Raw genomic sequence first — 22,750 nt, 5'->3', positions numbered from 1 at the left:
GGTTGGTGAACTGTTGTCGCCGGGAGGGGCTGTGCCGCCCCTCCCGCCGGATTCATTCGGCGGCGGCGTGCCGCGCCCCGGCCGGGACGGCGTCTTCCGCCACGGGCTTCTGGACGCGGCCGAAGCGCACGTAGAGCGCGGGCAGCACCAGAAGGGTCAGCAGGGTCGCGCTGATCAGGCCGCCGATGACCACGGTGGCCAGCGGCTTCTGCACCTCGGCGCCAGCACCGGTGGCCAGGGCCATGGGAACGAAGCCGAGCGAGGCGACCAGGGCCGTCATGGCCACCGGCCGCAGACGGGTCATGGCGCCCTGGTACACGGCGTCCCGCAGGGACAGGTGCCCCTGCTGCATGAGCCCCTTGATGGAGGTCGCCATCACCAGGCCGTTCAACACGGCCACGCCGGAGAGGGCGATGAAGCCGACGGCGGCCGGGACCGAGAACGGCATGTCCCGTAGCCAGAGCGCGAGCAGGCCGCCGGACAGGGCCAGGGGCACGCCGCTGAAGACCAGCAGGGCGTCCCGCACAGAGCCCAGCGCCGCGAACAGCAGGACGATGATGAGTAGGAAGCAGGCGGGCACCACGACGGTCAGACGGTCCCGGGCCTTTGCCAGGTTCTCGAACTGGCCACCCCAGGTGATGGTGTAGCCGGGCGGCAGCTGCACCTGCGCCTCGACCTTGGCCTGGGCCTCGGCCACGATGGAGCCGATGTCGCGCCCGCGGGCGTTAGCCTGGATGACGACGCGGCGCCGCCCCTGCTCGCGGCTGATCTGGTTCGGCCCCTCGACCACGCTGAGGCTCGCCAGTTGCTGCAGCGGCACCGACATTGCGGGCCGTCCGGCGACAGGCGGCAGCGGCACGGGCAGGTTCCGCAGCGCGTCGAAGTTGCCGCGCAGGTTGTCCGGCAGGCGGACCACGATGGCGAAGCGCCGGTCACCCTCGTAGACCATCCCGGCCTCGCGCCCGCCGACCGCTGTCGCGATCACCGCCTGGACGTCCGCGATGCTTAGGCCCCGGCGGGCGACCTCGGTGCGGTTCACCGTGATCTCCAGGAAGGGCAGGCCTGTCGCCTGCTCGACCTTCACGTCGGCGGCGCCCTCGGTGCCGTTCAGGATCTGGGCGATCTGCCCGGCCACCTGCAGCATGGGGCCGTACTCGTCGCCGAAGACCTTCACGGCGAGGTCGCCGCGCACGCCCGCCAGCAGTTCGTTGAAGCGCATCTGGATGGGCTGGGTGAACTCCAGCGCGTTGCCCGGGATGCCCGCGACCGACTGCTCGATGCGGCGGACCAGCTCCGCCTTGGGAAGGGATGGGTCGGGCCACTGCTCGCGCGGCTTGAGGATGATGAAGGTGTCCGAGGCGTTCGGCGGCATCGGGTCGGAGGCCACCTCGGCCGTGCCGGTCTTCGAGTAGATCACCTGCACCTCGGGCAGGCGCGAAATGCGCCGCTCCAGCACGGACTGCATGGCCTGGGACTGTTGCAGCGAGGTGCTGGGGATGCGCAGCGCCTGCATGGCGAGGTTGCCCTCGTCCAGCGTCGGGATGAACTCCTGCCCCAGCCGCGAGAAGAGGCTGAGCGAGCCGACGAAGAGGAGCGCGCCCACCGCAATGACCGGAATGGGCGCCCGGAGGGAGCGTGCCAATGCCGGGGCGTAGAGGCGCTTGAGGCCGCGGACGATCCAGACGTCCTTCTCCTGGACCCGCCCGGTGATGGCGATCGCGATGAGCGCCGGGACCAGGGTCAGGGACAGGATGAAGGCGAAGACGAGGGCGATGATGACGGTGAGCGCCATCGGGATGAACATCTTGCCCTCGACCCCGGTGAAGGTCAGGAGCGGCGCATAGACCAGGATAATGATGCCCTGGCCATAGAGGGAGGGCCGGATCATCTCCTTGGCGCTATCCGCGACCGTCTCCAAGCGCTCCCCGAGGGTCAGGAGGCGGCCCTTCTCGTGCTGGCGCTCGGACAGGTGCCGCAGGCTGTTCTCGGTGATGATGACAGCACCGTCGACGATCAGGCCGAAGTCCAGGGCGCCGAGGCTCATCAGGTTGGCCGAGATGCCGCCGCGAACCATGCCGAAGGAAGTCAGCAGCATGGTGATGGGGATAACCATCGCCGTAATGATGGCGGCCCGGATGTTGCCCAGCATCAAGAACAGGATGACCACGACGAGGAGGGCGCCCTCGCCAAGATTCTTGGCGACGGTCTTGATGGTGGCGTCCACCAGGATGCCGCGGTCCAGCACGGCCGTGGCCTCAATACCCTTCGGCAGGGTCCGCTTGAGCTCGTCCACCTTGGCGTGGACGGCGGCGGCGACGGTCCGGCTGTTCTCGCCGATGAGCATGAGGGCGGTACCGACCACCATCTCTTGCCCGTTCCCGCTCGCGCTGCCCGTCCGCTGCGCCTGGCCGATGGCGACCCGGCCGACGTCGCGGAGGAGGATGGGCACACCTTCGCGCGTGGCGACGACGACCTGCTCCAGCTCGGCCGCGGTGGTCACACGGCCGCCCGATCGCACGACCAAGCCCTCGCCGCCGCGCTCCACGTAGCCCGCGCCGGTCGAGACGTTGTTGCGCTCGATGGCGGTCGTGACGTCAGCGAAGCTCAGGCCGAGCGCGATCAGGCGCGCCGGGTCAGGCTGAACCACGTACTGCTTGGTGTAGCCGCCGATGGCGTCGACGCCCGCGATGCCCGGCACGTTGCGGATCTGCGGCCGGATGATCCAGTCTTGGACCGTGCGCAGGTAGGTGGCGCGCTCGGTCTCGTTGGTCAGCCGCTCGCGCTCCGGCGTCAGGTAGCTGCCGTCCGCCTGCCAGCCGGGAGAACCGCTGGGGACAACGTCGCCCTCGCGTCGGGGGGCGAAGTTCACGGTCCACATGGTGACCTCGCCCAGGCCGGTGGAGACCGGACCGAGGCTGGGCTCCACCCCTTCCGGCATGGCCTCCCGCGCCTCGGTCAGGCGCTCCAGCACCTGCTGGCGGGCGAAGTAGATGTCGGTGCTCTCGGTGAAGACAGCGGTGACCTGGCTGAAGCCGTTGCGGGAGATGGAGCGGGTGCTCTCCAGGCCCGGGATGCCCGCCAGGGCGGTCTCGATCGGGAAGGTGACCTGCTTCTCGATCTCGTAGGGCGAGAGCGAGGGCGCGAGGGTGTTGATCTGCGCCTGGTTGTTGGTGATGTCCGGCGTGGCGTCGATGGGCAGGCGGGCGAGCGACCACGCGCCAATGCAGGCCGCGACGACGGCCAGCATCACCACCGTCCAGCGGTTGCGGACGGAGAAGTCGAGGATGGGTCCGATCATGTCAGGTGCCGCGTCTCAGTGGGCATGACCGGCCTCGGACTTGCTGAGTTCGGCCCGGAGCGAGAATGCGTTGGCGACGGCGATCTCGGTGCCCTGGTCCAACCCGAAGATGACCTCATAGCCGTTGGCGTCCTCGCGCCCGACCTCGACCTCGCGCAGCTCGAAGCCCTCCTCGTTCCGCACGAAGACGACCTTCCTGCCCTCGACCTCCTGCAGCGCGTCCCGTGGCACGAGCACGTCCACGGGCTGCTCGGCCGTTGCGAGGTGAGCGGTGACGAAGCCACCGGCCCTCCAGGTGCCGTCCGGGTTAGGGATCTCGGCCACGGCGCGGGCCGAGCGCGTCTCGGCGTCCAAGACGGGGCTCAGGAACACCACTTTCCCTTCCGCGCGAGCGTCTCCCTCGCCAGTGACCAGAACCTTTTGGCCTTGCCGGATCGTCGGGACGTCCCGCGGCGGAATCGTCATCTCGACCCAAAGGGTCGACAGGTCGGCGACCGAGAAGACCTCCGCGTCCGCGGCGACGGAGGCGCCCAGGACGGCGTTGCGGGCCGTCACCCGGCCCGCGATGGGCGCGCGGAGTTCCAGGCGCCGGAGGGTGGCGGCAGGCTGACGAGCCAGGGTCGCGACCTCGGCGTCCGGCAGGCCGAAGGCGGCGAGGCGGGCGCGCCCGAGGTCGACCTTGATGCGGGCCTCCTCGGCCGCGGCACGGGCCTGGAGGAACTCCTGCTCGGCAGAGATGCGCTGCCGCCAGAGGCGAGCCTCGCGGGCCAGCGTGGTCTCGGCCAGGGCGGCCACGCGTGTGGCCGCCAGGAACTCGCCCTTGGCGTCGGCAACCTCGCGGCTCTCGAGCACCGCCAGGACCTCGCCCTTGGTGACCTCGTCGCCCAGAGCCTTACGCACCTCAGACACGATCCCGCCCAGGCGGGCAGTCACCCGTGCCTGCCGATCCTGGCTGGCGGACAGGACGCCGGGCACGGCCGCCCGGCTCACCAACACGCCAGACCCGACTGCGGCAACACGGATCCCGGCCGCCTCGACCTGCTCGGCTGTCATCTCGATGTGACCTTCCTCGCCTTCCTCCTCGCCTTCGGCGTGGCCGTGTCCGTCACCCTTCGGGGCCGCGCCCGGGGTGGCCGGGGCCGCGCCGACGGCGGATGGAACAGGCAGGCCGACGAGGCCGCGTGTGGTCTCGGGGATGGCGGGGAAGACGGTGGCGACCGCAAACCCGCTAAGGGCGGCCCCAGCCATCAGGGTCATGCGGAGCATCAACGGGCACTCCTGGTCTGAATGTTCATGGGCTGGGGCACGGCGGGCGCTTCGCCCCGCAGGCGCTGTACGGCCGCGCGAATGGTGTGGAAGTCGCGGTAGGCCTCGACCAGCTGGGCTCGCGTGTCCGACAGCGACCGCTGCGCGTCGAGGACGTCCAGGAAGCCGAAGCGGCCCTCGCCGAACCCAGCTGATGCGAAGCGGGCCGCTTGCTCGGCGGACGGCAGGGCGGTGCGGCGGAGGCTCTGCACGGTGCGCCAGGCGAGCGCCAAGCGCTCCTCCACCGAGATCAGCTGCGCCACGAGGACGCTGCGTCCCCGCTGCGCCTCGGCCTCGGCCCGGGTCAGCTCGGCATGGGCGCGGGCGATGCCGCCCTGATTCCGATCGAAGAACGGCAACGGGATGGAGGCGCCCGCGACGAAGGCGGTCTCGCCCGTATCGCCGAACCGGCGCACGTCGGCGTTCACGGTCAGGTCAGGCACCGCGTTGGAACGCTGAAGGTTCAGGTTGGAACGCTGCTGGGCGATGGCCGCATCCAGCCGGGCCAGCTCGGGGTTTGCCGCCAGCCGGGCCAGGGGATCGGCCTGCCCAGGACGACTGGGAGCTGGCCCGATCTCCTCGAACCAGGGCTGGCGCGGCGCCAGCTCGACCCGCGGCACGCCGATCAGGACGGCTAGTTCGGCCAGGGCGATTTCGACCTCGCGCTGCGCCCGTTCGGCGGCAATGTCGGCGGTGACCCGCACGACCTCTGCCCGTTCTGCCTGCAGGAGCGGGTCACGCCCCGCCTCGACCCTGCCGCGGGACGCCCGTAGCGTCTCGGCGGCGAGGCGCGCGCGCCCACGCTCGACCTCGGCTAGCCGGTGCGCGGCCTCCGCCGCCGCCAGGGCGGTGACGACCTCGCGTGCGACCTCCAGTCGGACCCCGTTGAAGTCGAGCTCGGCCACGGCTGTGTTCCGGGCCGCGTAGTCCATCCGGGCGCCGCGCTTGCCACCTAGCTCGATGCGCTGGGACAGGCCGACCGTGGTTTCCAGCGTGGTGAAGCCCCGGTTCTCGTTGCGGCCCCCGAAGCCGCCGAAGTTCTCGAAGGAGCTGTTCAGCTCCGGGTTCGGTCGCAGGCGTGCCTGCAAGGCATCCGCCTGCACGGCCTGCCGGGCGGCTCCGGCGCCCCTCAGGGCCGGTGACACGCCGAGCGCGGCCTCCACCGCCTGCTGGGGCGAAGTGATGATGAGCGGGGAGGCCGGACGCGCATCCTGCGCGCGGGCGACGGCCGGGGCGACGGCGAGAACCGCCGCCAAGCAGAAGACCTTGATTGTCATTGAAGCACCTGAAAAGCGAGCCGCGAGCAGCCCACGCAGGCACTCCGTCAGGAGGCCGGACGTGGCCGACAGGAATGGGCAAGCTTCAGGTGCGCGGTGGTTTGGAAGGGAGTTTCGAAGGCCCAGGCGCCCAAGCGTGCGCCGGGGGTAGGCAGGGTCCAGTCAAGGCCTTGTCAGACGATGAGCCAGCGGCGAACGTGAACGGGCGGAGCAACGCAACGTGGCCGCAGAACGGGCCGCTGCCATGGCCCGGCATCGTGTCCGGCCGCGCTGCGGCCTCGTCGTCTACGCCGTCCGTGAAAAGCGCTTCGATGGTAGTCACGGATCCGGCCGCCGTGTCGTCCGCCGCGTGGGCGGGGATGACGGCGAGCAGGATCGCCAGCGCACAGAAGATCGCGATGATCCCTCCGCGGAGCGCCGACACGATCGCTGATGTGCCCTGAACCCACATGATGGAAGCCGAACTAGTCCATTTCATCAAGGCTGTCACGCAGGGGGTATACTCCACGCCTCCTGGCGAAGCGCACGCTTGCGTGGGAGACCGGGCCGCACCTGTGGCCCCGGCCAAGCTGTCTTCCGGCCGCCCAGACCGGCATGCGGCGGGAAGATACCCGGGGCATGAGCAGTTGGGCGGGAACGGCGAGGCAGGGCATGGGACCGGGAACTTCCTCCTGGGATCGTGCGCCATCTACCATGTCACGCTGCCGGAGCGACCCGCCATCTGGTGTCGTCACAAAACGATGCAGCCCCGTCAGGTGCGTATGAAAAACCACCGGTAGGTTCCCCCGGGGCATGGGCATCCCTCCTGCCCGCCATCCGGAAAGGACCTAATGATGCTGAAGTTTGTACTCGTGGCAGGCGCGTTGATGGTGGCCTCCACCGGCCTGTCGGCCCAGGAAGCCAGCCTCCGCTGCCCGGTGCAGGGCAGCAAGGTCGAGCGGACCAACCTGCCGACGATCGCATACCGCGGCGCGGATCCCGCATCGCCCCTCGTCTGCCTCGACCAGGCGAGGCAGCCGCGCTTCCTGGGCTACTGGAGCACGCAGTCGGCCTTTTTCAACGCCGGGGGCAAGCAGCTCCTGTCTACCTTCGCAGATTGGAAGGGCGATGGTCCAAGTCGCGTAGTGAACATCGACTACTTCGGCAGCGATCGCTACGGCAACAGCACCACTGCCAACGAGAAGTGGCAGATCCTGGGCCAGGAGAAGGTCGACGTGCACGCGGGCTCATTCGACGCGGTGAAGGTGCGCCGGATCTTCTCCGTGGTGGGCACGAGCTACATCTTCACGGAAACGCTCTGGATCGACCGGGCGAGCGGTACGCCGGTCAAGTCTGTGGTGGACCACATGAACGCCACCATGAGCCCCGACGTGACCAGCTGGCAGGCCACCGAGGTCATCACCCGTCCGTCGGGTTCCTGAACACCGCCCTCGAGCCGAACGGGAGCTGCCCGGCACCGCCGGCAGGCGGGCAGCTCCTCTTTTGTGACGCATAGCAATAGACAGTAACTTGCTTCCGGAGGCAACGCGGGCGATGGCTCCCGGGAACATCGATAAGTAATACCGGATCAAGCACTAGAATAATGAAGAGCCAGGAAGCAGGTTATATCATAACAAGCACTGAGGATCCGCCTGTACTGTCCGGTGAAGGCTTCAGCATCCTCCTTGTCGAGGACAACGGCGACCTCCGGGCCTTGCTGCTCCAGATGCTGCGGCGGAGCGGGTTCCGCGCGAACGGGGCGAGGAACGCGGTCGAGATGCGGGAGATCATGGGCGGCAGTCAGGTCGACCTCCTCCTGCTGGACGTGATGCTCCCAGGCATCTCCGGTTTCGAGATCTGCCGCGAGATCAGGGCGAGGAGTTCCGTCCCCATCATCCTACTGACCGCTCTCGGCGAGGCACACGACCGGGTCATCGGGCTCGAGCTGGGCGCGGACGACTACATCGTGAAGCCGCCGGACTCCCGCGAGCTGGTGGCGAGGATCCGTGCCGTCCTGCGCAGGCGCCAGCGGATGACCCCGGAGGAGCAGGAAACGAGGCGGGACCGGGCGGAGTTCCGCGGGTGGGTATTGGACACCCGGCAGCGCGAGCTGACCGCCCCGGACCAGAGCAGGATCGAGCTCACCAGCGGCGAGTACGACCTGCTCCTGGCCTTCGTGGAGCGCCCCCAGCGCATACTCTCGCGCGAGCAGCTCCTGGACATCGCGCGCGGCAGGGCGCTGGGCGGACTTGAACGGTCGGTCGACGCCCAAATCAGCAGGCTCCGTTCCAAGCTGGGCGGCCGTGGCCCGCGAGGCGAGGAAGTCATCAAGACGCTCCGGGGGGCCGGGTACATGCTGGCGGCGCCGGTGGCATGGTGGTGACGGCGCCGAGGCGCTCCCGGTGGCTGAACTCCTTTGCCCTGCAGATCCTCGCACCCGGAGCCCTGGCCCTGGTCGTGCTGCTTGGCGTCAGTCTCACCCTACATAGTTACATCCTACGCGACGCCGGGGAGCGCGGGGCGGCGGAAGTGGCGGTCTCTCGCATCTACTCGACCGTCCGGCAGATCGCCTCCCTGCCTCCCGACGAGCGGGCAGGGGCGGCCAGGCGCAACTCCACGCCGGACATGAAGGTGGAGTGGTCCGCGCGCACGGCCGTGCCCGACGGCAGCGACCTCGACGACGACCTCAGAGCCATCGTGTCCGGGCCACCCGAGTGGCAGGCCGTCCGCGTCAGGCTGGATGCGTCCGGCACCTCCGGCAACGTCCAGGATGTCGCGATCAGCGTCCAGCTGCCCGACAGCACCTGGGTGAACGCCAGGCTCCGAGCCGTCTCGCTGCTCAGCGCCGACGACGTGGCCTTCCGCATCGCCATCATCCTAACGGCGGGGACGCTCCTGGCGCTCGCGGCCTTCGCCTCCCGCCTGATCGCGAAGCCCCTGGCCCTCCTGGCCACACGGGCGCGGAACTTGCCCGCCGACGGCGTCCTCAAACTCGACGGCTTGGCCTCCCCCACCGAGGTCCGGGACGTCGCCGAAGCGTTGGAGGCCGCGACGTCCCGTACCAGGGAGTTGCTGCAGCAGAGGTCGCTCGCCCTCGGAGCCCTCTCGCACGACCTGCTGTCCCCCCTCGCCCGCATGCGCCTCCGGGCGGAGGACATCGCCGACGACCATGCCAGGGGCCGCATGCTCCAGGACGTCCGCGAGATGGCCGAGATGGTGACCGACGTCCTGGCCTACCTGCGTGGCGGGGACGGTGGCGGGGAAGCCGCCACCAGGATCTCGCTGGTCTCGCTGGTCCAGGTGGTGGTCGACGAATGCGCCGAGGAGGGCGCCCTCCTCGAGGAACGCGCCTATGAGGACTCCACTGTCCTCGCGCAGCCGACGGCCCTGAAACGAGCAATCCGCAACGTGCTCGGCAATGCCGTCAAGTACGGGCGCTCCCCTTGGGTGGAGGTGCTCCGGCGCGGCAATGAGGCCATTGTGGCCGTCGGGGACAGCGGCCCGGGCGTGGCGCCGGGCGATCTGGAGCGGGTCTTCGAGCCGTTCTTCCGGGGGGATGAGGCGCGGGCGGCGGGCGAAGGGAGCGGCCTGGGCCTGCCCACTGCCAAGGCCATCACGGAGTCTCACGGCGGCCGCCTCGAGATGCAGAGCGTCCAGGGCATTGGCACCATTGTGAAACTCACCCTGCCGAGCGCTCGGGCGGCCTGACGGCGGCTCGCAGCCGCGCCTGCTGTTCCTGCCGCCTCGAGGCGAAGGACGAGGGGAGCTGCATGTCGCCGGATCAATCTCTGCCGCTGACAGCCACCCGAGCTCGGCGTCGAGCGGCTGTAAGAATTCGATGCAATCCGGTCAGGCTGCCGCACGATTGGACCCGTACATCACCGGCTCCAGCGCAACGGGCGCTGTTTATGCAGGAAACGATATGCCGAAGTCTCGACTGATGTTGGCGATGGCCCTTCCCTTTCTCATGGCCGGCTGCGTGGGCCTGGATGGGTCGCCCTCATACCCACGCGTCGTGTCGAACGGCGAGAACACCACGATCGACTACGGGCCGGGTGCGAGGAACAACATCGTTGGCGGCGGCGCCATCGCACTTTCGGGCGGGGCGGGCGAGAACCTTACCATCACGCACGTCGATCGCTCCAAGGTGCAGATGCCGCCAGCGGGCATGGCCCCGGTCATGGCCCAGCAGGGGGAGAACACGGAGATCGTGTGGGTTCCGATGCCATCCAGCGCCCTAGCCGCGAGGTGAGTTCGCTGTTACCCCGGCGCTCCGCAGCATAGGCCTCAAGCTTTGTCGCGTGCGTCGGGTGTTCCGGAGCTTGTCGCTAACGGGACATCGATGGCTCCGCTACTTGCTTCCGGCTCGCCATTCAGGAAACGGCATGCAGCCTTCGAAGCTACAGCGCCCTCTCAATGCCCGCTTCCGCTCACTGGCGCCGCAGGAGCGGACAGGCAGTTATCGACCAGAGGCTGCCGGGCACCCGAACGCAACACCGAAGTCCCTTCCCTCCGAAACCTGGCGAAGTCGCCACGGCAACGATGGAGCACGGGCGCCATTCTACCCGCCTAGAATGCTTGCGAAGGGCAGGAACTCGACCGCATCTGCGGTCCGCAGCGCCCCGGCATCGCGCCCGACCCTGACCAAGCCATCGGCCGCCACCAGGGGCATGAGTCGCGCCGACCCCGGCTTGCTGATGCGCTCGACCAGGCGGAGACCTCGAATTACCCGTCGCTGCGCAGCCTCCAGAGCAGGACTGTGGCCTCAGGCTATGACGTGCCCCCACTGACCTGGCGGGGTCACCGGCTTTGGATGGCGGGTGCCGCTCTTCGTGGAGGCTGTGGGGTTATGCGGGCGCAGCTCGGGTGCTGAGCCAGGCCAGGCGGGTGAAGTTGTACGCCAGATTGGCCATGCCGATCTTCACCTGCGCCCGCGCCATGCCGATGGTGCGTATGAACAACGCCATGCGATGTTTCTGCGCGGCGAAGACATGCTCGATGCCCGAGCGTATCCGCGCACGCGCGGCATTGGCCTTGGCTTGTTGCTCAGAAAGCCCGCGCCGCGGTGGCCGGCGGAACTGAAGGACCTCCAGGTTGCGCTTCGTGCGGTAGGCGGTGTCTGCCCAGACGCGGCTGGCCGTGTTCCCGGGATCGAGCAGATCTGGAAAGCTGCGGCTGTCATGCTGCGCGGCATCGGTGACTGTCCAGCGGCGGATCAGCCCGTGCCGCCGGTCGATGCCGATGTGGCTCTTGTAGCCAAAGACCGGCACCGCGATCTGGATAACTTGGCGCTGTGCACCATAGGGTTTGGGCTTGGTCCTGCCGCGCTTGAGCGTCCAGCGGGCATCCCGGTCCTTCTGTGCTAGCTTGGCTGCTGACCAGCCATCTGGCGTTCCGCCCTCGCAGATGGTAGCTTTCTCCTCGCTGGTGAGCTTCTGGCGCGGTGCGGCGATTAGGGTAGCGTCGATGATCTGCCCGCCATGGCAAGAAGGCCCTTGGCCGCCAGGGCTTCGTCGTAGCGGCGGAACAGCCCCTCGATGGCACCGGCTTGCTTGAGCTGCTCGCGATAGAGCCAGATCGTCTTGGCATCCGGCACCGCCTGGTGCAGGGCAAGGCCCGCGAAGCGCATGAAGGACAGCCGGTCGCGCAGCTGGAATTCTGCTTGCTCATCCGAGAGGCTGTAGAGCGCCTGCAGCACCAGGATGCAGAACATCAGCACGGCATCATGGGGCGGGCACCCGCCGCGGCTGTGGCCCGACCGCACCAGCGCCGCATCCAGCACCAGGCGGAAGACTTAGAAATCGATCACGGCCGCAAGGCGTTCCAGCGGATCGCCCGCAGCAGAGAGAGCCGCATACCGCTCATTGACATCGAAGAAGCCAGGCTGCCCCGCCATCGCTTCTGCCCCCGCTGACCAGCGGCAGTGAATCAGTTTCACATTTCAGCAGCGAGGTTTTTCGAAGTGTTCATCAGCATCGATCATCTGCAGTGGCAGCGTCTTGCCCATACCGCGTTTGCATCACAAGGCTATCCAACGCCACAATGTGCTGGCGCGACGCTCACCTTTCCCTGAGCATAGCGGCGATAGAGATAGTCCGGGAAGATCGTCAGCAGGGAGCACACGAGCAGTTCCAGCATGGCTCAGGCCTCGTGACGCGCGCGCGCAATCTCGGCTGCGCGCTGTGGCGGTGCGATCTCCGTGGCATTGCGTTCCGCCTGCTCCTTCACCGCGTCGTGTCCCAACGGTTGGCCGGCGGCGTCCTCCTCGCCGATGGTGTCGCCCCCGCCCGGCTTCAGGCCAGCCACCATTTCCGCCGAACCGGCGATGCGGCGCAGCGGCCCGGTGAAGTCGGGCAGGTCAATCAGGGCGAGGAGCAGGCCCACCATCCAGAAGATGTGCATCTGCGTGAACAGCGCGAGCAGGCCCAACACGGCCACGATCTCGAACTGCAGCTTGTGCCCGCGGTGGGCCATGCGCTCCGGCAGAGTATGCAGCCGCAGGAAGAGCAGGCCGAAGGCCAGCATCGCGATGGCCAGGAAGATGCCCGTGCCGATCAGCACCGGGTCCGCCCCATCAGGTCCGGGGAGGAAGAACGGCAGGTGAGGCGGCGCCGCAGCGTGGGGAGACGTTTCCAACAGCCTGTCCCTCGGAGATGGCATGCCCGGGTCAATCGATCTGACGAGCCGCACCTTCCGCAGGGCCTGCCGGCTTTCGCCGTGTTCCCGGCTGACGGTGGCGCAGCTCGACCGCGCCCACCGGAGCTATGATGGTTGCCGTTACTTCGGCCGAAGCCGCGGCGTCCCCCCGATGGCGGCTGAAATATAGCGCCCGCGGGACCGCAACCTTCCTGGAATCGCTGTCAGGATTCTTTAGCGACCTCGTCGCGGTGCGCGATGAGCGCGCAGCACAAGCCGCTGCCGTTCAATTGGGTTAAACGCGCGACGGTCTGGTTGCGTGCTGAGGATTCACCTAGTCCCACGATCGGCCATGGGCATCTGGACATCACTGACCTCCTCGCGGTCCTCCTGCACGAAACGGTCCATATCCCGGAGGCAGTGCCTCGCTGCTACATGCTCAAGCGCGACTGAGTGCCGGTCAGCGATACGCAGCGCAGTGCATTCCAAAGCCAGCCGCCCCAGTTGGAGGTGCTGCTCAGGCTCCACGCCGAAGCTCGTCTCAATGGCAGCCCTGAGCCGCGACGGCATCACGCCAATGACAGCGCAGAGGTCCTCCGCACTTTGGACTCGTCCTGGATCGGCTCTGAGGGCTGGCAGGTTTAGCCCGCGAAGCGGTTAGGCATGCACCTCACCTGGCCGCAACGATCGCGTTCCGCCCGTCTCAGCAGCTTACTGCCAGCACGATAATCCCTCACTGCCGTGCGCTTGGTGGCGTAAAGGAGTGGTTGCCGCAGAGCCCGTGATAGATAGACGCATGGTCCACCAGCGGGCTACGGGAGCGGCGGCACGATGCTCTTGCCGGTTGGCTTGTATGTTGTGGTCGGCTTCCATATCACTCGCCATCCAGCCATGCAGTTCGAAGTTAAACACATCAAGCCTACGGAATTCGTGACCTATTGCCGTATCCCGCTGGCCCAGAAAGACCGCAACCGGCTGAACATTGACGCCCAGCGTGATGCGGCCGCCCGCTTTCTGGAAACCGCTGGCGGGGTGGCTATTGCTGCCCTCATCGAGGTGGAAAGCAGCAGGCGGGGCGATCGCCCCGCAGTTCGCCAAGGCCGTCGCGCTGTGCCGGACAACTGGCGCCACGCTGCTGATCGCCCAATTGGATCGTTTGGCCCGTGACGTGGACTTCCTACGCGCCCTGCAAGCATCTGGTGCTAAGTTCGTCGCGGCGGACCTGCCGGCAGGCGGTCAGCTGACCTTGGAAACGATGCTTGTGGCCGCGGAGGAAGCGGCACTTGTGGCCTCCGCCCGGATCTCAACGGCCATGGCGGCGGCGAAGGCGCGCGGTGTGAAGATCGGCGGCTGGAGAGGCGGACCTGATCCCGAGTCCACGGCGGGCAATGCCGCCAAATCCAGAAAAGCCGATGCTTTTGCCCAGAAGATCGCCCCCGTTGCGGCTCAACTTCGGGCGGAAGGCCGCACCCTTGGCCAAGTCGCCCAGATCCTGACAGAGCGCGGCATTCGGACAGCGCGTGATGGATCAACCTGGACGGCTATGGGGGTGCTGCGAGTGCTGAACCGGAGAGAGCGCTAGCCGAAGCCATGTCTCGGGCCCGATAAGTCTTATCCGTTCTGATGCCGGCCTAATGAAGGATGCTCTCCGCAGACGCCGTTCGCCGCAGTTCCTGGATGGCCGCAAGGACATTCATCCAGCGTGTCACGCCCTCATGATCCCCGGCGTTGGAAAGGTGCTCCACATGGCTGAGCGCCCGCTGCTCGGCTTCATCTCCGAACTGATCCAGGACGATCTGCGCCGCCCGGTAGTCGTCAAGCGAGGGAGCGAACCCTGCCGCCATCGGAGGCGCGAACGGCTTCACGCGACTTCCTCATCCAGAGCGATCACCGATGTTCCGGTGCGCAAGATGCCCTCCTCCTGAGCCGTTAGCCGGGCCGCTGTGAGAACAGCCTTGCGGCCCTGTGGGGATAGCCTGTCCCACAACTCAGCAAGCTCCTTACCTGCCTCAACATGAGGTGCAAGGTGTGAGCCGATCAGGGGGCGGATTTCTCCGTCTATCAGGCGCGCCGCACGGATGGTCGGAGGTGGACGGGGCAGTTCACGCCGAGGCGGCAGGCGAGAAGCCTTTGGCTGCACAAGATCCGCGTTATATACCCTTCACAGCTCCGTGAGGAGAAACTTTTATGGGTGGTTCCGCCGCCAAGCGGCAACCGCTTCGGCCGAAACGTCGTCCGGATAGCAGGCCGGGGCGGCTCCGCCTGGTCGGCTATAGGCGCTCCTGGCGCCGCAGGAGGACCCATTCCGCGCCGCGTTATAGGGGCAGGCGCAGGGGCGGCCCGAGGCTTGATACGCCAAGATGCTCTCCTGGATGATCGCCTGGCGGACTTGTCCGTCGCTGAGGCCGCGAGCAGGCTCCCGCGTGAGCCCGACGCTGGGAAGCGCGAGAGCCAGGACCGCAGCCGCGACCCAATGGTGTCGCACCATGACCGTCACCGGCGCGGCGGGGCGCGACGATAGGCTGAGACGTGGCGTCCGTCCCGCCGGGTATAACCCCGCACAGATTGCGTGCGCGGCCGCCCAGAACTGGATCGGACTTCGGTGGGGGCCGAGAAGGTCGCCACCCCTATGACTGGAGCCATCGCGGCAGCGGCCGGAGCAGGCTGCCACAAGCAGGTGACGCCGAGGCTGAGGGCGAGCAGTAAGGCACGCATGGCAACCCCAATTTCGTTGCAATAAGCGTACCGTTGTTCAACCTGTTGGGCAATGTCCCGCATCAGCCGCCCTCGCTTGCCTGCAAGCGATGAACACGCTCCAGCATCCGAAACACGATAAGCCTCAGCCGGCATACCCGACGAGCCAGCAGCCGCCAGTTGCCGCAACCAGCGGCTAGCCTCGGGTCGGCCTGAACCAGACACTAAATTGGTCGCAGGTTTGGCCCACGCGTGCGGCACGACTTACAAGGCAATCGTGTTGAAGATCTCGAGAGAAAGCCCGTTAGACGCAAACGGGCCACACGGACATGATAAAACCTCTCAGCAGTCCGCCGCCCCCCCTTACATACTCAGCTTGGCTGCTACCCTTGATTGGATCAGGACCTACTACTGCTGGATTGATCGAATGCATTCCCGCCGTTCTACATCTTGGGCCAGCAACATAGGAATGGCCATGGCAGCTCCGAGAGGACCTATCCAATAGACGTTGCCGGCCACTGAACTGCACTCAACAATATTCCGCTGGCGAGCGATTGAAGCAACTTTCACCGACACCGCATCGGTGATGCGTGTCGCTTCAACGTTCACATTAGCTGCACGCCCCGAAGCGACATTTATTTCTGCCTGGCGGTAGATCGCTGGCCCAACGTCCGGCGAGCCAGAGAGAGCCATCGCGACCAATGGCTCTTGCTGCCGGAAGTCAGCGTACTGCTCCGAAGTCATCGCCGGCGCATCTGCGTCGGTGGGGACCGGACCGGCGCAACCGCTAACGAGCAGGCCGAGTGCTACAAACAGGTCTGCCCTGCTCATGGGGTGCCCTCTAAGACATACGGCACGTTTACTTCCCACGCACCAGCAATTCCGAGCGGGGCCACGATGTATGCTTGTCGGAAGCGGCCAGTAGCGGTCTCGTCGTGGAAGCAGGCCGCCTTTGGACCGCCGGTCGTTCCCGACTCTGGGATAATGACAGCGTTCCTAGAACACCATTCAGTCCGCCCCCGAATGTTCATGGCATAGAGTCTTTGTCCGGACGGAATCTCCATCCTTGCAAATGAATACAGTTGTTGCCGGTATCCGGTCGGGATAACCACAAACTGATTGCTCTGAATGGGATCAGGAATTCCGCAGCCACTTAAGGCAGCCACTGCTGCCACGATGATCCAACGCAAACTTGGGCCCTCCGCGCCTTCCGTCGACATAAAAGCATGATGCTTGGCGTCGATCACTTGAGTGGCTTCCGGTAGGCAGTCAGGGTGGTAAGGATCTGGTGCATGCCGGCAGAGGATACTCGTAAGAGGCTGGCTCATACGGCCACCCTAAGCCGTGAACGGAACAGAACAAGTGGCCGCTACAGCACGATAACCGGTGCATCACGTGCCATATGATGAGGGCGGCGGCAGTCGCCACAACAGCTGCGACCGCCGTTGTCGACCCAAGCTGTACTCTCGTGCCATTCGCCCTCATTTGCGGTGCGCCACCGCAAGCTCGACGCTCCGCTGGGGTTAACGGCACCTGGCATGAGCACGCCGCCGCGGTCTCAGCCTCCGGTGACACGCCAGACGATGTCGCCGACGTCGTCGACCATCAGCACCGCGCCATCTGACCCGATGTGCACACCGACCGGCCGCCCATAAGACTCTTTCTCGTCCGGCGACAGGAAGCCCGCGAGGATGTCGCGCGGTGGTCCGTCCGGATGCCCATTGGCGAAGGGAACGAAGACCAGCTTGTAGCCACTGAGGATGCTGCGGTTCCACGAGCCGTGCTGCCCGATCGCCATCCCTTCGGGGAAGCCGGGCAGCGTGCCAGCCGGCAGCCAGCACAGGCCGAGCGAGGCGGTGTGACCGCCCAGCGCATAATCCGGGGTGATGGCGCTGGCGACCTGAGCCGCATCCTGCGGCACCCGATCGTCGATGACGCGGTCCCAGTAGCAGTAAGGCCAGCCGTAGAAGCCGCCATCCCGCACCGAGGTTAGGTAATCCGGCGGCGTCTCGTCTCCCAGTCCGTCACGCTCGTTGACCACCGTCCAGAGCGCGCCCGTGTGAGGCTCCCAGGCCATGCCTACTGCATTGCGCAAGCCGGTCGCAAAAATGCGGCGATGCCCGGTGGCCAGATCGACCTCATGGATTGCAGCTCGACCCTCCTCCTCCTCCATGCCGTTGTCGGCGATGTTGGTCATCGAGCCGACACCGACGTAAAGCTTCGTCTCGTCGGGGCTGACCAGCAGGCTGCGGGTCCAGTGGCCGCCTGGCTTGAAGTCGCAGATCTGGCGCCCCGGCGCCTTGATGTTGGTGGTGCCAGGCTCATAGGGGAAGGCGACCAGGCCATCGGTATTGCCGACATAGAAGGTGTTGCCCACCAGCGCCATGCCGAAGGGTTGATTGAGGTTCTCCAGGAAGGTTTCGCGGATCTCGGCCACGCCGTCGCCATCGGCATCCCGCAGCAAGGTGATGCGGTTGGCGCTCACGCCCATGGCAGCAGCACGCTTCATGGTACTGACCTGAGCATAGTCCCAGATGGACTTGGCAGGCCGGGCGACACTGCTGGATTCAGCTACCAGGACATCACCGTTGGGCAGGACGCAGAGCCAGCGCGGATGCGCCAATCCGGTGGCGAAGGCATTCACCCTGAGCCCTGGTGCCGTGATCGGCACCCGGCCATCGTGCTACCCCCTGGCCGTCGGCATCTTGAGGGTTGGGATTGCGCCTTGTGGCTTCGCCACCGGAATCGCCGGTGTCTTGCCCCAGGCCGGTATCGGCGTGCCATCGGTGATGCGCCGTATGGCCACTGTCCCGGTGCCAACCAGTGCCACGAGCTGCGCGAAGAGACCCGAAAAGCTCAACAGGCTGTTCCTTTCCTGGACGTCGAGGCCAGCAGATCAGCCAGGACCTTGCAAATCAAGGTCCTCGGATGAGGCTGAACAGCTCGCGCCAGAGCAGGAAGCCAGTGCCCGCGAGCCATGAAAAGGTGATCAAACGCTCGGTCGACCTAGGGCATGAGCAGCGCTGATGCCTTGGTCCGGCGCATCAGCCACCCTCTTCCTTTCCGCCTATGGCCCCCTGCCCCGCTGCCGCCTCCGGCATCTCACCGGCAAGACAACCGTTAGCGCCAGCCTGACGCTGACCGTTCAAAGCGTCGTCACGGTGGAGGTCGGCTGGAAGCGGGGCCGAGCGCCCCGATAGGCGCTGTGCCTCAGCCCGCCTTGACAGCCTTCGCGGACTTACGCTTGGCCTTCTTCACACCGGCAAAGGCCGCTTCCTTCAGGGACGGCGCGGCTTTGAACTTCACCGTGGCGCCGGCCTTCACCGCCACCTTCTCGCCGGTGCGTGGATTCAGCGCTGAGCGCTTGGGAGTCTCGCGCACGGTGAAGGTGCCGAAATCAGGCCGCGAGAAGCGGCCGTTCTCGATGATCTCAGCCTTGATGGCGGCGATCAGATCAGCCGCAACCTGACCAGAAGCGATCCCGGTGAGACCACTGGACTGCTGAATGACATCTGTGAGGAAGCGCTTGGACATGACAGAAATCTAGTCAGACGACGAGACAATGGCAATTCGAGAAGGGCCGGGCCGCATGCGGCTCCGCGCCTCGTGCCCTGATCCTGACTGATGCAGCGCGATGCTCAGGCGAGGTCTCGGAAAGCAAGACGCAAAGGTTCGTGCCCGTGACCAACCTCCTGTCGCTCCAAATCCCCCTTATGGGGACAGGCTCCAAAATCCTATGGGCCAGATCTGAATTTTTTGATGCAAATAACAAGCTATAATAGTGCAAGCATTACAAGGACGCCGGCTACGATCATAGGTGCGTAAGGGATCAACACGAAAGGCTGTGTCGCGCGGTCACACCACAGTTTCCAGTTATGCTTATCGCGATCGAACACTTGCCCCCATGATGTGTAGATCTGGTACGGCTTGAAATCCAAATTTCGCTCTGGAGATCTAAAGTATTCTTCAATCGCCTTGATCCGGTCGGTGAGGCAATACTGGAAGGTTTTCCAAATTGTCTCAAGAGCCCACAGGCATGCGGTGACAATGATAGTTGCAACAACGATCGACTTTGACGTGTGTGCTATGCCAGCGGCGTATCCGGCCCCGATCAATGGAGTCATCAGAGCTTTTAGCGAAAGCGCGCGTTGATCGAAATCTTCGTACTGCTTCTGGAGAAGCATCCACTCCTCACGGAGTTCGTCACGTATGTCCTCGGTCATGCCAGCTTCCCGCGTTCACGACATGTCGTTGTGTCACATCCACTGACCTCAACCCTAGTCCAAATATGCGCCGGGATGAGGACCAGTGGCCCCTTCCCTCCACCACCAGCAGAGCCTGATGGCAGCCACGGGTATCCGTCTGCCAAACCACAAACCCATCGAATCGCAGATCTGGCGCCACCCGGACATTGCATCTCTCTTTCGCCCCACGCGAGTTCGTTGATTTTTAAATGACCGAGCCAGACGCCCCTTCCCCGCGCGAGACCCTGATTCGCGTTCGTTCTGCGCTGAGGATCTGCTTACTGGACAACCCCGAAGACTTGACCCTGCCCGCAAGGCGATCGGTGCTGGAGCGCCGCATTGCCGAATGCTCGCGGGCTATCGCACAGATGGATGCCGGCAATGGCTGACCAGCAAACGATCATCCCGCCCGATCGCAATGTGCAGATTGCGTACCGCCTTAACCGTCTGCCTCGGGCCTACTTTCGTGAGGCGTCAGAGCGGCTGCGCCTGACGGCCGGCGACATGGGCGCTCTGGCCGACATTGCGCACGGGTATGGCGGGCACATTCGCGCAGGCCTGATTGCTGAGATTGAGGCGATCCTCCCCGAACTGGAGAAGCGCGCCTATGCCTGACCCTCAAACGACGGGCTTTCAGCTTCAACGGGCTCCGTCGAACGGGCCGTCAAAAGGCAAAGGCACTTGGCGGAATGCGCGTCGGTGCTCGACCACCTTCGTGATGATGATTTCAGCCCGAAGACCAGAGGTTGTCTCGTACTGCTCCTCCCGGATGTCACAAATCAGAACATCGCCTTTCGAGAATGCAATTTCTGCCTCATTGACTGCCTTGATGAAGACCTGATCTTCGATCTTGGCCCAGACAGTATTGCGGCCGTCGTAAAGGCGCCACTTGTTGTCATCCTGAAAACTCAGGCTGACGATACTAAAGGCAGCCCGGCGCTCATTTGTAACGATGGGGGCCTGGATCACCTCCGGAGGAGCAAAGGAAGGCAGATCCTCCTTGGTGATCACAACTCCATCGGTCTTTGGCGCTCCTGCAGGGCGGGCAATGAACTCGTCAATGCCCTCCTTAGTCAGAGGTTCCAGGACCGCCGCTGCGGAGCGGCGAACGCCTTCATCGCTTAGCAGATCAAAAACAGCCTTTGGGATGGTGTGGCTCTCTCCGCCAGGGAGCACCAATTCGACGTTTCCATCTTTGAGGATGGTAGCTTTCTCTGGACGCCGTCCACGAAGCTTTCGCAGCAGAACGAACAGTCCGGACCCGCTGAGGCCAAAGAAGCCAAGATGTGCCCAGAGGTTCGCCAGAGCCGTCGAAGTATCACCAGCCAAAAGGTCTCTGATCTCAGCCGCAAAGCTCTGGATTGTCTGAAGGTCTACAGAGAACGACCCCGGCTTAAACCCTGCCGTTACGCGAACTGCAACCTGAGATTTCGGGCCATTTACAACGCGGTTAGCGTCCTCCAGCAAGCGCCCCATCGCCAGCAGAGCAGGCGCAAGGTCACGAACCTCCATAGTGCCATCACGGAGGGCTGGGCCATCATAGGTGATGCGGAGGGTAGTCCTGGCCATGTCGGCATCATATTCTGCATGGTCAGACACTTCCATTCTCCTCGATCAACTACCTACGTTCTGGCCAGCCTAAACCTCTGTGCCCGAGGTCAGGCTTCCTGAGAAGAGGGTGGTGACGATGATGGCAATCCATGCCTGACCAGCAAACCACCGGTCAGGATCGCTCCTCGGCAGAGAGAAGTGCGCACATCGCCTGCGGATCGGCCACCGCTGAGCTCACCACCGACTGGTGCGTGTCCTGCGGCAAACCTGCACTGCAATCTGCCGAGAACATTCGGTGTGGCAGAAGGCGTGGGGCTGATCGCCCCTTCATATACTGCTGTATATCTATATACGTATATATGCTCCTCTATAGCAGTATCTCTGATCCAATGTGAGCGGCTGCTGGTAGCTTACGCCGCGCCACCCGAAAAAGCGTATATCTCCCTGCTCACATATATGCGTATATGATCGTATATATGCTTATGGAGGGGGATATATGCGCACGCTGGTGATTGCCAGCCAGAAGGGCGGCGTTGGCAAGACGACGCTGACCGGGCACCTCGCCGTTGAGGCAGAGCGCCAAGGCGAGGGCACGGTGGCCATGATGGACACCGACGAGCAGATGAGCCTTTCCGGCTGGTTCAGGGTCCGGGAGGCAGAGACACCGATCCTCGCCCAGCCTATCGACGGCAACCTGCGGAAGACGCTGGACACCATGCGAAAGGCGGGGGTGGATCTGGTCATCATCGACACTCCGCCAGCCATCACCGCCTCGATCTCGCTGACAGTCGCTCTGGCCGACTTGGTCATCATCCCGGTCCGGCCTTCGCCGCATGACCTCCGCGCGGTCGGCCGCACGGTGGACATCGTGGAGCAGCACGGCAAGCCGATGGTGTTCGTGGTCAATCAGGCCAACCAGCGCGCCCGCATCACAGCCCAGGCCGCCATCGCGCTGAGCCAGCATGGCGCCGTGGCGGAGACCATCATCCACTCCCGGACCGACTTCGCTTCCTCAATGGCAGACGGTCAGACGGTCACCGAGTTGGATCCTGAAGGTAAGAGTGCGGCCGAGATCGCCGGACTGTGGACCTTCATCAAGAGCCGCTTCGATCGGAAGGACCGCCGATGAGCCCCAAGGATAAGCCTATTCTGACGGCCGATTTCGTCGTCAGGAAGGACAGCATCCCGCAGCAGGTGAAGCCGCCGGTTGATGCCGGCCCGGCGCCGCGCGTGGTCACTTCGATGCGCCTAAAGGTCGAGGACAACGAGTGGCTGCGCGAGATCGGCCACAGCCTTCGCATGACGAAGACAGAGCTGATTGACGAGGCTATCGGCCTGCTCCGCGAGCGCCATAAATAAGTATTGCTATATAGCAGCATATACACGGATATACGTGTATAGCTATATTGTAGCAGTAAAAACAAAGCACTAGACGAGAGTGGCTTGGCCGGGAATTATAACCTCCGGCCAAGCAATCCTGCGTGGACCAGAAGCAGAAAGGGGCCGCCCCAGCAGAACCGCCAGAACGACCCCTAAACCAATAGCCGAAGCATCTTGGCGAGTGTGAGAACCCCAAGATAGGACGGCCCTCTGAAAGCCGCAAGCAATTGCGGGTGGGGAAACTGCGTCCTGTTGGCGGCCCAGGAGCATGGGCATGCCTGTCTTACCACGCCCGGCGCGGGCCGGGTCTGTGCGCGTGGCCGCCTGGCAGCGCCAGCGCCTCGGCGACGCCGACCGGCGCCGCATCATGGAGGCCGCGCGCCGCC

The 22,750-nt window shown here is 65.2% G+C and carries 22 protein-coding genes and 1 pseudogene; 10 read left to right on the top strand and 13 right to left on the bottom strand.

Translation table 11 applies throughout. The features are described from left to right. Positions 1-52 precede the first annotated feature (52 nt). The 3 genes from IBL25_RS03160 to IBL25_RS03150 are packed head-to-tail and all read right to left on the bottom strand — an operon-like array spanning position 53 to position 5,880. On the bottom strand, positions 53-3,298 hold the full coding sequence (locus IBL25_RS03160) for an efflux RND transporter permease subunit (RefSeq protein WP_187777110.1): 3,246 nt from the start codon (positions 3,296-3,298) through the stop codon (positions 53-55). 15 nt (positions 3,299-3,313) lie between these two features. Then, entirely contained in the window at positions 3,314-4,564 is a 1,251-nt protein-coding gene (locus IBL25_RS03155; RefSeq protein ID WP_187777109.1) for an efflux RND transporter periplasmic adaptor subunit, read from the bottom strand. Further along, entirely contained in the window at positions 4,564-5,880 is a 1,317-nt protein-coding gene (locus IBL25_RS03150) for a TolC family protein (RefSeq protein ID WP_187777108.1), read from the bottom strand. The genes IBL25_RS03155 and IBL25_RS03150 overlap by 1 nt, the downstream gene beginning before the upstream one ends. Positions 5,881-6,710: 830 nt before the next feature. On the opposite strand from IBL25_RS03150, the gene IBL25_RS03145 reads away from it, so the two are divergent. The 4 genes from IBL25_RS03145 to IBL25_RS03130 all read left to right on the top strand — a co-directional run bounded on the left by IBL25_RS03145 (position 6,711) and on the right by IBL25_RS03130 (position 10,111). Continuing rightward, a complete protein-coding gene (locus IBL25_RS03145; RefSeq protein ID WP_187777107.1) occupies positions 6,711-7,301 on the top strand; it encodes a hypothetical protein in 591 nt (196 codons plus the stop codon). A 161-nt stretch (positions 7,302-7,462) separates the two neighbouring features. Beyond that, positions 7,463-8,242 (top strand): response regulator transcription factor, encoded by a 780-nt coding sequence (locus tag IBL25_RS03140; protein WP_187777106.1) that lies wholly within the window; start codon positions 7,463-7,465, stop codon positions 8,240-8,242. Then, positions 8,233-9,567 carry a sensor histidine kinase gene (locus tag IBL25_RS03135; RefSeq protein WP_187777105.1) on the top strand — a complete coding sequence of 445 codons (1,335 nt, stop codon included), beginning with the start codon at positions 8,233-8,235 and terminating at the stop codon, positions 9,565-9,567. The genes IBL25_RS03140 and IBL25_RS03135 overlap by 10 nt, the downstream gene beginning before the upstream one ends. Positions 9,568-9,724: 157 nt before the next feature. Further along, complete coding sequence (locus IBL25_RS03130) at positions 9,725-10,111, top strand: hypothetical protein (protein WP_187777104.1); 387 nt, start codon at positions 9,725-9,727, stop codon at positions 10,109-10,111. A gap of 309 nt (positions 10,112-10,420) precedes the next feature. Here the strand turns inward: IBL25_RS03130 and IBL25_RS27475 are convergent, their stop codons facing one another. The 3 genes and pseudogenes from IBL25_RS27475 to IBL25_RS03115 all read right to left on the bottom strand — a co-directional run bounded on the left by IBL25_RS27475 (position 10,421) and on the right by IBL25_RS03115 (position 12,420). Continuing rightward, positions 10,421-10,570 (bottom strand): hypothetical protein, encoded by a 150-nt coding sequence (locus IBL25_RS27475; protein ID WP_367615545.1) that lies wholly within the window; start codon positions 10,568-10,570, stop codon positions 10,421-10,423. Positions 10,571-10,706: 136 nt separating this feature from the next. Next, positions 10,707-11,755 (bottom strand): annotated as a pseudogene (locus IBL25_RS03120) (IS5 family transposase). Between the two features lie 245 nt (positions 11,756-12,000). Beyond that, positions 12,001-12,420, bottom strand: a complete 420-nt coding sequence (locus IBL25_RS03115; RefSeq protein ID WP_187777103.1) for a hypothetical protein — start codon at positions 12,418-12,420, stop codon at positions 12,001-12,003. Between the two features lie 906 nt (positions 12,421-13,326). Here IBL25_RS03115 and IBL25_RS26795 point away from each other — a divergent pair. After that, positions 13,327-13,662 carry a hypothetical protein gene (locus tag IBL25_RS26795; RefSeq protein WP_238940192.1) on the top strand — a complete coding sequence of 112 codons (336 nt, stop codon included), beginning with the start codon at positions 13,327-13,329 and terminating at the stop codon, positions 13,660-13,662. Further along, a complete protein-coding gene (locus IBL25_RS03110) occupies positions 13,574-14,077 on the top strand; it encodes a recombinase family protein (RefSeq protein WP_367615544.1) in 504 nt (167 codons plus the stop codon). Before IBL25_RS26795 ends, IBL25_RS03110 begins: the two co-directional genes overlap by 89 nt. 49 nt (positions 14,078-14,126) lie before the next feature. On the opposite strand, the gene IBL25_RS03105 is transcribed toward IBL25_RS03110, so the two are convergent. From IBL25_RS03105 to IBL25_RS03080, 6 genes are all read right to left on the bottom strand, one after another. Beyond that, entirely contained in the window at positions 14,127-14,360 is a 234-nt protein-coding gene (locus IBL25_RS03105; RefSeq protein ID WP_187777101.1) for a hypothetical protein, read from the bottom strand. 1,237 nt (positions 14,361-15,597) lie between these two features. Next, positions 15,598-16,020 carry a hypothetical protein gene (locus tag IBL25_RS03100; protein WP_187777100.1) on the bottom strand — a complete coding sequence of 141 codons (423 nt, stop codon included), beginning with the start codon at positions 16,018-16,020 and terminating at the stop codon, positions 15,598-15,600. Then, positions 16,017-16,436 (bottom strand): hypothetical protein, encoded by a 420-nt coding sequence (locus IBL25_RS03095; RefSeq protein ID WP_187777099.1) that lies wholly within the window; start codon positions 16,434-16,436, stop codon positions 16,017-16,019. Before IBL25_RS03095 ends, IBL25_RS03100 begins: the two co-directional genes overlap by 4 nt. 311 nt (positions 16,437-16,747) lie before the next feature. Beyond that, the gene (locus IBL25_RS27470; protein ID WP_367615538.1) at positions 16,748-17,833 is read right to left on the bottom strand and encodes a PQQ-dependent sugar dehydrogenase; all 1,086 of its coding nucleotides are present in this window, start codon (positions 17,831-17,833) and stop codon (positions 16,748-16,750) included. A 566-nt stretch (positions 17,834-18,399) separates the two neighbouring features. Continuing rightward, positions 18,400-18,723 (bottom strand): HU family DNA-binding protein, encoded by a 324-nt coding sequence (locus IBL25_RS03085; protein ID WP_187777098.1) that lies wholly within the window; start codon positions 18,721-18,723, stop codon positions 18,400-18,402. A 239-nt stretch (positions 18,724-18,962) separates the two neighbouring features. After that, entirely contained in the window at positions 18,963-19,412 is a 450-nt protein-coding gene (locus IBL25_RS03080) for a hypothetical protein (RefSeq protein WP_187777097.1), read from the bottom strand. A gap of 230 nt (positions 19,413-19,642) precedes the next feature. Here IBL25_RS03080 and IBL25_RS03075 point away from each other — a divergent pair, with 230 nt between their 5' ends. Together IBL25_RS03075 and IBL25_RS03070 are read left to right on the top strand one after the other, a co-directional pair. Next, a complete protein-coding gene (locus tag IBL25_RS03075) occupies positions 19,643-19,822 on the top strand; it encodes a hypothetical protein (RefSeq protein ID WP_187777096.1) in 180 nt (59 codons plus the stop codon). Continuing rightward, entirely contained in the window at positions 19,815-20,048 is a 234-nt protein-coding gene (locus tag IBL25_RS03070; protein WP_187777095.1) for a hypothetical protein, read from the top strand. Before IBL25_RS03075 ends, IBL25_RS03070 begins: the two co-directional genes overlap by 8 nt. Before the next feature lie 24 nt (positions 20,049-20,072). Here the strand turns inward: IBL25_RS03070 and IBL25_RS03065 are convergent, their stop codons facing one another. Further along, positions 20,073-21,038: a hypothetical protein gene (locus IBL25_RS03065; RefSeq protein WP_187777094.1), complete on the bottom strand. Its 966-nt coding sequence runs from the start codon at positions 21,036-21,038 to the stop codon at positions 20,073-20,075. A 442-nt stretch (positions 21,039-21,480) separates the two neighbouring features. Between IBL25_RS03065 and IBL25_RS03060 the strand changes: the two genes are divergently transcribed. Then, entirely contained in the window at positions 21,481-22,113 is a 633-nt protein-coding gene (locus tag IBL25_RS03060) for a ParA family protein (RefSeq protein WP_202986660.1), read from the top strand. After that, entirely contained in the window at positions 22,110-22,343 is a 234-nt protein-coding gene (locus IBL25_RS03055) for a hypothetical protein (protein WP_187777189.1), read from the top strand. The genes IBL25_RS03060 and IBL25_RS03055 overlap by 4 nt, the downstream gene beginning before the upstream one ends. The last annotated feature ends 407 nt before the right edge of the window (positions 22,344-22,750 follow it).

It is taken from the genome of Pseudoroseomonas ludipueritiae (assembly GCF_014490445.1).
In the GTDB taxonomy this organism is placed as follows: Bacteria; Pseudomonadota; Alphaproteobacteria; order Acetobacterales; family Acetobacteraceae; genus Pseudoroseomonas; species Pseudoroseomonas ludipueritiae.
Note: the sequence above shows the minus strand (reverse complement) of the source record. Positions and strands in the feature narration are given on the sequence as shown.